This window comes from Pedomonas sp. (assembly GCF_036515995.1).
Taxonomy (GTDB): domain Bacteria; phylum Pseudomonadota; class Alphaproteobacteria; order Sphingomonadales; family Sphingomonadaceae; genus Pedomonas.
Window position 1 is genome coordinate 1 of the sequence record NZ_DATBUP010000211.1, and the last position, 10,983, is coordinate 10,983.

Annotated in this window: 13 protein-coding genes and 1 pseudogene; 6 read left to right on the top strand and 8 right to left on the bottom strand. The window is 60.1% G+C overall.

Annotated features, from left to right (window positions below; translation table 11 throughout):
• The coding region (locus VIG90_RS15450; RefSeq protein WP_331594412.1) for a hypothetical protein at window positions 1-918 on the top strand (918 nt) is incomplete at its 5' end.
• A gap of 105 nt (window positions 919-1,023) precedes the next feature.
• Here VIG90_RS15450 and VIG90_RS15455 read toward each other — a convergent pair.
• Window positions 1,024-1,377, bottom strand: coding sequence for a VOC family protein (locus tag VIG90_RS15455; RefSeq protein WP_331594413.1), 354 nt, complete (start codon window positions 1,375-1,377; stop codon window positions 1,024-1,026).
• A gap of 647 nt (window positions 1,378-2,024) precedes the next feature.
• Here VIG90_RS15455 and VIG90_RS15460 point away from each other — a divergent pair.
• On the top strand, window positions 2,025-2,219 hold the full coding sequence (locus VIG90_RS15460; RefSeq protein WP_331594414.1) for a hypothetical protein: 195 nt from the start codon (window positions 2,025-2,027) through the stop codon (window positions 2,217-2,219).
• A 124-nt stretch (window positions 2,220-2,343) separates the two neighbouring features.
• On the opposite strand, the gene VIG90_RS15465 is transcribed toward VIG90_RS15460, so the two are convergent.
• On the bottom strand, window positions 2,344-2,766 hold the full coding sequence (locus VIG90_RS15465; protein WP_331594415.1) for a type II toxin-antitoxin system VapC family toxin: 423 nt from the start codon (window positions 2,764-2,766) through the stop codon (window positions 2,344-2,346).
• A complete protein-coding gene (locus VIG90_RS15470; RefSeq protein WP_331594416.1) occupies window positions 2,763-3,017 on the bottom strand; it encodes a FitA-like ribbon-helix-helix domain-containing protein in 255 nt (84 codons plus the stop codon). Before VIG90_RS15470 ends, VIG90_RS15465 begins: the two co-directional genes overlap by 4 nt.
• Before the next feature lie 90 nt (window positions 3,018-3,107).
• Between VIG90_RS15470 and VIG90_RS19905 the strand changes: the two genes are divergently transcribed.
• Entirely contained in the window at window positions 3,108-3,590 is a 483-nt protein-coding gene (locus VIG90_RS19905; RefSeq protein ID WP_414695511.1) for a LytTR family DNA-binding domain-containing protein, read from the top strand.
• A gap of 668 nt (window positions 3,591-4,258) precedes the next feature.
• Here VIG90_RS19905 and VIG90_RS15475 read toward each other — a convergent pair.
• On the bottom strand, window positions 4,259-4,405 hold the full coding sequence (locus VIG90_RS15475) for a hypothetical protein (protein WP_331594417.1): 147 nt from the start codon (window positions 4,403-4,405) through the stop codon (window positions 4,259-4,261).
• Window positions 4,406-4,691: 286 nt separating this feature from the next.
• On the opposite strand from VIG90_RS15475, the gene VIG90_RS15480 reads away from it, so the two are divergent.
• Window positions 4,692-5,996 (top strand): cation:proton antiporter, encoded by a 1,305-nt coding sequence (locus VIG90_RS15480; RefSeq protein ID WP_331594418.1) that lies wholly within the window; start codon window positions 4,692-4,694, stop codon window positions 5,994-5,996.
• A gap of 507 nt (window positions 5,997-6,503) precedes the next feature.
• Here VIG90_RS15480 and VIG90_RS15485 read toward each other — a convergent pair.
• A complete protein-coding gene (locus tag VIG90_RS15485) occupies window positions 6,504-7,217 on the bottom strand; it encodes a glutathione S-transferase family protein (RefSeq protein WP_331594419.1) in 714 nt (237 codons plus the stop codon).
• A 113-nt stretch (window positions 7,218-7,330) separates the two neighbouring features.
• Here VIG90_RS15485 and VIG90_RS15490 point away from each other — a divergent pair, with 113 nt between their 5' ends.
• Window positions 7,331-7,942 carry a TetR/AcrR family transcriptional regulator gene (locus tag VIG90_RS15490; protein WP_331594420.1) on the top strand — a complete coding sequence of 204 codons (612 nt, stop codon included), beginning with the start codon at window positions 7,331-7,333 and terminating at the stop codon, window positions 7,940-7,942.
• A gap of 98 nt (window positions 7,943-8,040) precedes the next feature.
• On the opposite strand, the gene VIG90_RS15495 is transcribed toward VIG90_RS15490, so the two are convergent.
• Both VIG90_RS15495 and VIG90_RS15500 read right to left on the bottom strand, forming a co-directional pair.
• Window positions 8,041-8,565, bottom strand: coding sequence for a DUF4269 domain-containing protein (locus tag VIG90_RS15495; protein WP_331594421.1), 525 nt, complete (start codon window positions 8,563-8,565; stop codon window positions 8,041-8,043).
• A 419-nt stretch (window positions 8,566-8,984) separates the two neighbouring features.
• Window positions 8,985-9,638, bottom strand: coding sequence for a TetR/AcrR family transcriptional regulator (locus VIG90_RS15500; RefSeq protein WP_331594422.1), 654 nt, complete (start codon window positions 9,636-9,638; stop codon window positions 8,985-8,987).
• A gap of 141 nt (window positions 9,639-9,779) precedes the next feature.
• Here VIG90_RS15500 and VIG90_RS15505 point away from each other — a divergent pair.
• A pseudogene (locus VIG90_RS15505) lies at window positions 9,780-10,226 on the top strand (TonB-dependent receptor plug domain-containing protein); the annotation flags it as partial.
• A gap of 379 nt (window positions 10,227-10,605) precedes the next feature.
• On the opposite strand, the gene VIG90_RS15510 reads toward VIG90_RS15505, so the two are convergent.
• Window positions 10,606-10,983: YybH family protein (locus VIG90_RS15510; protein ID WP_331594423.1), on the bottom strand; the 378-nt coding region annotated here is incomplete at its 5' end.

Consider the following 10,983-nt stretch of genomic DNA (forward strand, 5'->3'; position numbering starts at 1 on the left):
CTTACCCTTATGCCAGGAGCATGGATTTATCTCACACCCACGCTGGCAATCTACATGATCTTGCGCAGGGTGTCGAAAGGCCTCCCGCGCATGGTAACTCTGTCGGTCGCTGCCATACCACCGCTCGCAGCCGGTTTTGGCATTCCATGGTGGGCCAATGGGGTTACTGAAGAACGTGTCGAGGCCCTCCTCGCGCAAGATCACGGCGCCCCTCCGATATTGCCAGCAGGCCTTTCCATCACCCATGCAGTCGACAGAGGCTTAGGTTCGCCCGGCAAGTGCTGGGACACCTGCCAGCGGCTCTTATTCTCGCGCACGGCAAAGAGCTTTATTGAAGTGCCACTCGACCAGCTGTCGATGCGCGCCTCGCTGCCGACCCCTGCGCGCCGCTTTTCACTCGGGCCGATTGGACCGGAATGCAACAACGCGCGGTTACAAAGGACCTATGCCACGAGGGAAGAAATTGGCCGCGAAGTCCCACCCCCGCCTCCACTGCTCTCAGATAAACTGAAGGATTTCGCGCAGGAGGGATTGTGTTTGCATGACGATGCGGTGCGGGATGTACGCTCCGATGTCCTCATCGTCGAACGGTGGAACTACGATCCGGCTTTTCGCGGCTTCCGCTTCGAAGGTGAGGGTTGGCGCCTTTCACTTCATCCCATCGCTCCATTCAAACGCCGCGAGGTGTTCCAGCGCACGCCTTCAGGCCTCGTGCGGCTTATGCGCCATACTGAGGTCCGGTATGCGCGATTAGCGGAGCCGTTATGGCTGTCGCCAGGATTGAGTCTCGGAACGGCCAGGCCCACACACTGGGCTTGGCGCGATCAGGGTGTCGTCGGCAGGCCGATCAAAAGCTTCCAGCCCACCCAATGGAACGGGCGCATAGCTAACGATCTGACGGTACATGGCCTGCGTTGAAGCGTAGCCAGCATTCGCGCAAACGCAGCGGATGCGCAAACAATCCGATTACGGGTCATTTCGCCCTCAGCCGGAAGCGGCCCCATATTCGGCCTCAACCCCTGATCAGCTGGAGTTGATCTCCACGAGGTTTCCGCTGGGGTCCGTAACGAGCAGCTTGCCTCGTCGGCCTGACACTTCATCTGGCTCGACGCAGAGGCTGAACTCAACTCCAAGCTCCTGGAGCCTGTCTCGCACGAGCCGCCATTGATCTGGCGAGACAACATGGCCGAAGTGCATCTCGCGCCGTTGCGCGTCTCCAAACGTGGATAGCGGTTGGTCATGGAGCGTGATTTGGCCGCCGAAGGCATACACATTGGCGGCAGACTGGCTCAACATGACGATCCTGGCGTCGAAGCTCTTCTGGTAGAACTCCAGGCATGCCGCAAACCGGTTCACGGGGAGCGAGAGGTGAAACATCCGGGTGCCTCCTGATCGATGCGGCTGCATGATGATGGATGCAAATGTCTGCAATGGGGCGAAAGCTATCGCGCTGACGCCTGCCCAGCTATGTCTATTCTGCTTTCATGCAAGCTCAAACCTGCTGTTCTCATGCCAGCCAAAAGTCGAGGAACCGCCGGGCCGCAACGCGCCCTTCTAAGCCAATCCGGTCTTGGTGAGCCACTTTTAAAACCTGCCGTTCATTCATGCGGCAGGTCCAGTTGGGGAAGGACCGACCCTGGGACTTTCGGGGCCATCGGATTCGTGGCAACCGCACGTAGAAAGCAGACGTCGAGGAGCCCGCATTGGCACCTACCACTGCCCGCCGCTAATCGGGTCGTCTCACTTTGTGCCTGAAGGCAACCCGCTCCTTCATCTTCACCGGCGTGGATCCTCAACCAGCAGTTTGAACGTTGGCGACGCCGGGCGGCAGTTGCCCGCGCCGCCACGTTAAAAGACCTTATAACGCCGGATTAACCACGCCCTTGCGTGGCCGCAGGAACAGGATGATATCGGTGTTCACTCTTCTTCGCGCTTTCAATATACGTTGAAATAGCATGGAGACCTCGAACGCCATACGCCAACCGGGCCGGTGAGTGTCGATCCTCTCCAAGCGCGTATAGGATATGCGCGGCCTCCTTGTTAACGGGGCGAACGGCGCGCAATTCGGCCTGACTGATGAACCTGATCTGGTTCTCGACATCGGAAATGTCGTTTTCCTCGAAGAAGCGCTTGCGGCGGGCAACTCCGTCAAGCCTCCGGGCTTCGGCATTGTGCATGGCGACGATCTCATGCCGGAGCGTGCCGATCTGTTAATCTAGCGCATCAGCGTGGCATTTCGCATTTGCGGCTTCGGTTTTCGCGCGCAGGCCCCGAACAAAAGAACCGGCGCTAAAGCCGATCAGCAGCACGATGATCGCGGTTTCCATCATCAGAACGTGCCCCTCAGTGTCCCGCCTTCCAAGGGTCGATCACGGGGACGCCGGCCGCCTGGAAGGCGCTGGCGTCACGCGTGGCGACGGCGAAGCCGCGAGCGGTTGCGATGGCCGCAATATAGCCGTCCGGCGTCGGAAAACCCTTGCCTGCGTTACGCGCTGCAACGGCCAGACCTGCATAATGGCGGGCGGCGTCCGTATCAAAAGGAAGGATTCTGCCATCGAACAGGGCAAGCTGCCCATCGAGCGTAACGGCAAGCTTCTGCTTGCGCCGCCCGTCCGGCAGCGCGCCGATGCCGAACAGCAGCTCCGCAACGGTCACGCTGGAGAGATAAAGGGTTTCGGCGGCCTGATCATCCAGCCAGTCACGCACGGCGGGGGCTGGCTCCGGTTTCATCGCCTCGGACACGACATTTGTATCTAGAACGATCATTCAAAGCTCATTGGCACGGCGGGCGCCCGATCATGGGCCTGCTCCAGCGCTTCGAAATCGGCATTGGTCAGCCCGGCCTCGCGGCTCAACGCCGACAAGGCAGAGCCGATACGAAGTCGGTTAGCGGGACGAACCGCCGCTTCTAGAATGTTGCGCATTTCGGCCTCGGCGCTGCGGCCGTGCTGGGCCGCGCGCACCTTGAGAGCGCGGTGAGCCTCTTCGGACAAATTGCGAATGGTGACAGCGGGCATCCGATAGCACCTCTAACCATCTGATATCGACGATATCAATATAGACAAAATGCCATCAATTTGCAAGCTGCGACCTTACCAAGAGGTAGTATGCGTTGGCGACCGACTGCACGGGCGCCACGACTGCCCGCCCGAACTCCGCCAGGCGCAGGTGCCCAGCTTCCGCCTTCAGCCGCTGGGGGAAAATACCATCAAGCATGCGGTGGGGCTGGCCTTGCGGCCGGTCACGATCCGCCTGTCAGCGCAGGCGGACGGCAAGGACCTGGTTCTGTCCGTAGAGGACGACGGGCCAGGCGAGGGAGCCGAGCCTGCGGTGCTGCCAAAGACTATACGCTTCTGCACACGCCAACTCGCAACAACATCCTTCGGGCGACCATGGGGGCAATCGAAACGCGCGTTGCGCCGTGCGGTCTCATCCGTGTTCATCGCTCGGCCATCGTGCGGGCCGGCGCTGTACGGTCGCTCCAACACTCCGCCGCCGGAGCTGCAACCCTTGTGCTTGATGGCGGGATCGCCGTGCCGGTAGGACCAAGTTACCTGCCCGAAGTAACGAAGCGCTTCGCGCGGACCTGATAAAACGAACCAATAACTCCGGCGTCCGCTGATCTGCGCGGGAAGAATGAACTATCCGCCGAGAAACCGGGGCGATGTAAGGTATGGCCCGTCTGATCTTCGGATTGGATCGCGAACATGCCTGCCCCCTAACCGCCATTGACGGTTGCTTGGGGCCGGTAATGACCACTTGCATGCAATGACGGACCAAATCGCCAACATCTGAGAGCGATCGACATGACCTGCCGGTACCACGGGATACGCAAACTGACCCATGATGGGATTTAAAAGGCGTGCTGGCCTGCGCTTCAAATGAAAATGAACACCGCCGATCCCGCTCGTTTGATGATCCCTGACGCGACGTGAGCAATTGAGACCGGATCATGGCGGCTCCGCGCCCCAATTGGTCGCTGAAGCTCAAGTTGGCGGTTCCTGAAAGCGGATGCACGTCTCACCCTGTGATTTTCACGATCAAGAGATAGTTCGAATCCTTCCTGGGGCATCAAATACCACCGTCAGCCGTCGTGTTCTGTCCTAGCGTCGCACCTGCTACGCTGGCGTAGTAGGGCGGGCGGCCAACGGCGAAGTTGTATTTTGATCTTCTCATGCGGCCGCAGCTTCGCGTCCGAAATGGAAATGGATTGTAGCGGCTCTGCGCGCTCTAACAACGGACATTAGGTTGGGCGATATCACAGCGCCTCGACGAGCAGGTTGAACGCCGGCGTGGGCTGGTGGCCGCCATCCGGCATCGCACCAGTCCCTTTGGAACCGGTGAGAATCGATAGGACATCGCCGCCTGATTTATCCCGACGCACGTTGCTGGCATTGCCGGCCATTCTCACGCTGTCAGCGACCGAAGCCTGCGCGCAGGGCGGCAACGAGCAAGGCAGGAACGAAGTCCAGGGCGGGGATGGACCAGAAGGCGCGCCATCCCGGTTGCTCGTCGCCTATTTCACCCGCTCGGGGCATACGCATGTCATCGCCGGCACGATCAGACGCACCCTGTCAGCGCGGTTGTTCGAGATCTGGCCGCTGCGGGCAACTGGAGATAGAGCCTGGGTGGCAAAGTAAATTTTGTTCGTAAAATTCTGAACGCGGCCCTGCTCGCCTCGTTCTGTGTTGATGCCCGCTTTTTCCTGGCCCCCAGATCCTTACATTCTAATCCTGACGGGGGTCGGGCTGCTCATTGCTTTGGTCGCATGGCTGCCGCTCGCGCTTCGCAAACTGCCGCTGTCGCTGCCGATCGTGTGCATCGGTATCGGCGCGGCGATCTTCTCGTTGCCGCAGGTACCCCTTAGCCCGTTGCCGTACGAGTGGCCCCAAGTGACCGAGCGCGTCACCGAATTTGTTGTAATCGTCGCGTTGATGGGCGCCGGGCTGAAGCTCGACCGGATATTCAGCTGGCGGCGCTGGCAGGTCACGTGGCGGCTGCTCGCGTTTACCATGCCGCTCGGCATCGCGGCCATCACTGCCATCGGCAGCTATTTGCTCGGGCTGCCCCTGCTCGCGGCGCTGCTGCTTGGCGCCTGCCTTGCGCCAACCGATCCCGTGCTCGCTGCGGACGTGCAAGTCGGGCCTCCCAAGTCAGGCGAAGAAGACGAGGTGCGCTTCGGCCTTACATCGGAGGCGGGGTTCAATGACGGGCTCGCTTTCCCTTTTGTCAACCTCGCTATCGCGCTCGGCGCCGCTGCGGCCACGGGCGAGCCGTGGGCGGGCAAGTGGTTCACGCACAGCGTTCTTTGGGAAATCGGGGCGGGCGTGATCGGTGGCTGGCTGGTCGGGAAGCTATTTGGCTGGCTAACCTTTCATGTGCCGGTGGAGACGAAGCTTGCCAAAACCGGCGACGGCTTGATTGCCATATCTGCGACGCTTGTGTCCTATGGCCTCACCGAGATCGTGAACTGCTACGGCTTCCTCGCCGTGTTCATCACCGCGCTCACTCTGCGGGCAGCGGAACGCAATCATGACTTCCACCACGAGATGCACAATCTGACTGAGCAGGTCGAGCGGCTGGCGATGATGGTGGTGCTGCTGCTGTTCGGAGGCGCCATCGTCAGCGGACTGTTCGCACCTTTGCAATGGGTTGATGTGCTTGCGGCCGTGCTGATCCTTCTTTTGGTACGGCCACTTACGGGCTTGCTGGGGCTCGCCGGCTTTCGCGCAGATCAGTCGGAGAAGCTGACGCTCGCCTTTTTCGGCATACGAGGCGTTGGTTCCTTCTACTATCTGGCCTACGGCTTGAACCACATGACGCTGGCCGGCGCGGAGCGGCTCTGGGCGATCGTGGGCCTTGTCGCTTTGCTGTCCATCTTGCTACACGGCCTCACGGTGACCCCAATCATGCGGAACCTGGATCGGCAGCACGGTCGCGATCCCGACGCCGCAACGCCGCCGCCCGGCTTCCAAGGCCCGGCCGGAGAGACTTGAGGCAAGCCAACAATTACCTTCCCAAATGTCACCGTTCGCAGTCATGGAAGGATCACGGCTGGTTTGGCCATAGCCTCTTCTGTCCGGCCAAGATTGGAAACAGACATCGGCTTCCATAGCTTAAGAAGCGTCTGCTTACACGGCGGAAAACCCGTAAGTAGACGTTCCGCTTCCCGCTATTTGCGTCCGTTTTGTCGCTCGGCGAGTTCATGCTGATCCCAAAATCCGCCGTTCGTTCATCTCGCGTATGGCGGCACCCGTTTTCGCAGCGGATTCAGACCGGATGCCCAGTCATCCTCTTCGTCTCAAGAGCCAGGCTGAATGGGTGGCCACTTGACGGTCTCGAACTGTTTAAACGTGGCTTTGCCGGAGACTGGAGCATCGATCAGAGCGGTGCCCATACCGATAGGTTTCCTGGCGCCGTGGTTCATCTGATGCCGCGCAGTTACGGGTTAGGGCAAACTGGTAAATGCGACCGCGGCGGCGCCGGGTTTCGCGCCTCAGTGTTCAGTCCCGGCTGTACGCTCCACGACCGAGCAGACGGTCCACCTTGTCAGGATCGATCTCGTCGGGTTTGGTCAACCCTGCCGCGAGGATCGCCTTGGCCTCGTCCGCCCGCGAAACGGCGGGTCTCGCCGCGATGCGAGCCGTCCACTCTGTAAGCCGCGGGTAGGCCGCCTCAATCTCATCCCCGAGAAACATCTTGATCGGCCGCACCCAAGGGAAGTTCGCGATGTCCACCACGCTGTAGTCCGCTGTACCGATCCAGTCCCGACCAACGAGCCTGTGCTCCAGAACGTCCAGTACCCTGCGCACCTGCGAGCGGTAGCGCGAAAGCGCGTAGTCGTTGCCGGGGGGAGCGAAGCGCGCAAAGTGGATGAGCTGTCCCATCATCGGCCCCACGGTGCTCATCTGGACCATGAGCCACTGGATCGCCTCGCTCCTTTCAGCGGGGCCTGTCGGCATGAGCTGCCCTGTCTTGTCCGCGAGGTAGAGCAAAATGGCACCAGACTCGAACACGGTGTGCGACCGTCCGTCGGGACCGTCGATGTCGACGATCACGGGGATCTTCGAGTTTGGATTGAGCTCCGTTAGCGGTTGCTCGAACTGCTCGCCGGACAGGATATCGATTGGGATCGCTTGGTAGGAGAGGCCCAGCTCCTCGAGCGCGATGAGGACCTTTGATGAGTTGGCCGTGTCCGCTGCGTAGAGTGTGATCATTGCGGTCTCTCCGTAAATTGATTATCGATCGTTACATAAATCAGTCTATCCCTTTCAAAGCGGAGTCAACGCAATTATGTATGGACCGCTAAATAATTATACGGGAGATCCAGATGGCTGATCGCGGAAGGCCCCGCAGCTTTGACCGCCAGAAAGCGCTCGAGACGGCGATGCGACTCTTCTGGGAGCGAGGCTACGAGGCGGTTTCGTTGTCTGACCTCACTGAGGCGATGCGTATCCGGCCACCGAGCCTGTACTCGGCTTTCGGGTCGAAGGAGGCGCTCTTCAAGGAGGCGGTCGCACTCTACGTGGCCACCGAGGGCGCAGCGAACGCCTCGCCCTTCGCGGCGGCCGCCACAGCGCGAGAGGCCGTGGCGGTGCTCCTACATGGGACGGCCGCGCGGGTGGTTCGTGCCGGTGAGCCTGTCGGATGCCTCGTCGTGCTTGGCGCGCTCAACTGCACTGCCCAAAATGAGGGGATCGCCGAGTTCCTGCGGGAAATCAGGCGGCAATCGACTACATCGCTCCGAGAGCGGTTAGAACGAGGCCGTCTCGAGGGCGACGTCAGCCCGGAGGCGGACCTTGACGCGCTCGCGGACTACTACAGTTGCGTCGCGAGCGGCCTCTCCCTCCTAGCGCGGGACGGTGCAGGGCCAAGTCAACTCAGGGCCGTGGTAGATCTCGCCCTCTTGTCCTGGGACGCCGTGGCGGCTTCGAAAGGTTAACTGAGCGAGCCCGGTGATTTGAATCGCGAAGCATAGCTCCTGGTCGCCGCACTGTTCTCAGATGCTTAGGTCCTCGGCAGTTGCGGAGCGCTTGGCCATCAATTGCCAGCCTCAGTGATCAGGAGAGACAACGCATCATCGTCAAGATCACTTATGTCCAGCAGTACTTCGTATGGATCGCCCTGCAGCTTCAGCGCAGCGGCAAAAGCCGGTTCGGTCTTAAGACCCTCTCGCCTGAACGCCATCACGGTAGCGGCAAGGTTCTGACCACCCAGAGCGAGCAAGCGTTGCTCTAAGGTGAAATGACGCCATCCGGTTTGCTCGGTTACTGGTTTGGCCTGACCGAAAATCTCGAAGCGCCATTCTTGCGCTACAAAGGTGGCCACGACCGGTCGATCGGCACCGATCCACTGCCATATCCGGAATTCGGGATGCGATCTGAAGGACGCCCAGAGTACGGATGTGAACCGATCCGGGTCGGGGGCGTAGCAAAGGATATCGATATCACTCGTCGGAAGGTCGAGGCCCAATGGAGGAGTGCCAGCGACATGCGGATCGTGTTCAGCTAATGCGGTAAGCACGTTTGTGTGTTGAATAGCATCGCGATAGCTTGCTCTGCTCACGTCTCGGTCCCATCCAATCCGGTACTCCTGCAGCCATAGCAGAAAACTGAACTATGGCAGCTACCGAGATCGCTTGTACTGCGTCTCATTGCCGGCAGTTGGGCGCTCGCGCCCGTTAGACCGGAGGGCTGGCCAAGGTCCGCTATCTCAATCGCCACCCGAAACCTAACAATCTGCACCCGACCTAAAGCCGAGGAACCAGCGGACCGCAGCGCGCCCATGTGCGCCGTTCGGTGGGATCACAGCAGTTCTCAAAACCGTACAGTCTACCGGCTTTGAACCAGACCTGCTTCATGGCCTTATGCAGAGCGCACCATGGTCCAGTTTGTCCGGATCGTTATCAGGAACAAGAGCAGCTTAACCCCCCTGTCTGCCCAGTGCAAAGTGACGCCACTGCAGCTCCGCTCCAGGCCCAGGCGTTAATCAACTTGTTGTCGTGAAATCCCGCGTGAGATCAGGGACGCAACAAAAGCAGCCTTGCGATCAATTTCTTCCTGCGTTCTGGGAAGCGCTTCTCCTGTCGCCACCGCATTCACCATGTCCTCTGCAAGCAGCCAGAGAAAAAGGGATGCCACTTCATCGCAGTCCACGGTCCGGATCAGTCCACGGCGCAGGAAGCTTTCAAGATAACGACGCAATGGCTCTTGCTGGCGAAGCTTTTTGGCCTCTAGCATTGCCTGCCGGAACTCCGGAAAACGCTGACTCTCGCGGACACTGATTGCGGTGATCGCAATAGAAGCCGCCGTTCGGTTCAGGTTAAGAACTGTGCGGGCCCGCTCATAAAGGCCGTCATACAAGGACAGGTCGTCCGTATCAGCGAACTTCGCCCCCAGCGAGCGATCCGCGATTCTCTGGAGCACAGCCTGAAGCAAACCCGGCTTTCCGCCGTACTTGGCATAGATGGTCTGCTTCGAGACGCCGGCTTTCCTGGAGATCAGGTCGAGCGTGGCGCGCTCATATCCGAACTCGATCAGAGCCGCCTCGGCAATCGAAAGCAGCTCCTCGGTCCGCTTTTGCAGATCCGCGGCTCTGGGCCGCCCGGCTCTCTTCGTCAGAACTAAGTGCTTACTCATAAATCCTCTTGACGATTAGATCAGCGTCGAGCAACGTGCGTAAAAATCAAACGACTCATTACTGATTAACGCGCATCCGCGAAGCATGCAAACGGGTCATATCTGAGTAAAAGACAAGGGGGGAGAATTAAGTTGCGGAACATGACGGGTTTTGCGCAGCGTATCGGGCTGTGCGCGACGACAGCTATCGGCCTTTGCACTCCGGCCTATGCGCAGACCGAGAAGCAAACTGAACCGACATTTGACGATATTGTTGTGACGGCAACACGGCAGAGCCAGCGCCTGCAGGACGTGCCGATGGCGGTCGATGTCACGACCGGCGAACAGATTGGACGCCTTTCAATTCTGAATGTAAGTGATATCCAGCAGCTTTCGCCTGGTTTGCAGATAACGAATACCACCGGCCGCAACAACACCGCGACGCTGCGCGGCGTCTCGTTCGATCCTGACAGCGGCGCGTTTCCGGCCGTTGAAGTTTACTTCAACGAGATGTCCGTCAATGCCCAGCAGACGTTTGCCGCACTATACGACATTGCACAGATTGAAGTGCTGCGCGGGCCGCAGGGATCGACCCGCGGCAAGACCGCTCCGGCTGGCGCAATCACGATTGCAACGCGCCGCCCTGACTTGAACGAGGTTAACGGCTATGTCCAGGGAACGGCAACAACCCGCGATGCCTACAATCTGCAGGCCGCCGTATCCATCCCTCTTAAATCGGATGTGCTCGCGGTGCGGGCGGCCGTACTGACCGACAAGAACCGCGCCAACTACGTGCGCAATATTCACACTGGCGAACGCTCCCGATCGGAGACGAAGAGCGGCCGCCTCAGCGTTGCCTATGAGCCTTCGGCAGATTTCCGAGCTGATGTTGTCTATCAGTATCTCGACATCGACTCTCGAGTGTTCCAGCAGGTTGTCGGTGCCGGCAACCAGCCGAGCCTGCTTGATCCCAGCCGCAGTGGATGCCTCAGCGGTGCTCCATGGCAGCTGCCTGGTCGCCCCAGGCGTTGTCGATCACATAGCGCCAGCTGCCGTCGGCCTGGCGTCGGGCCACCTCGGCCGTCGTGGCGCCCAGAGCAACCGGACTGCCGTCCGGGCCGGTGCCACGCAGCGACCAGGTGTTGGCCAGATAGGCCAGCTCGCCAACGGTGACCACCAGCTTGGTGTCGAGGGTGATGCGGCCCTTGAGGGACAAGAAGCCCTGAAGGGCGGCGCGGGCCTGTTCGATGCCGTTGGCCACGCTGCCCGGCTGGGCGATCAGGGCGGCGTCGGGCTCATAGAGCTCCAGGAGGCCGTCCAGGTCGCCGGCGTTGAAGCGGTTCTCGAACAAGCGGTGGATCTGCTC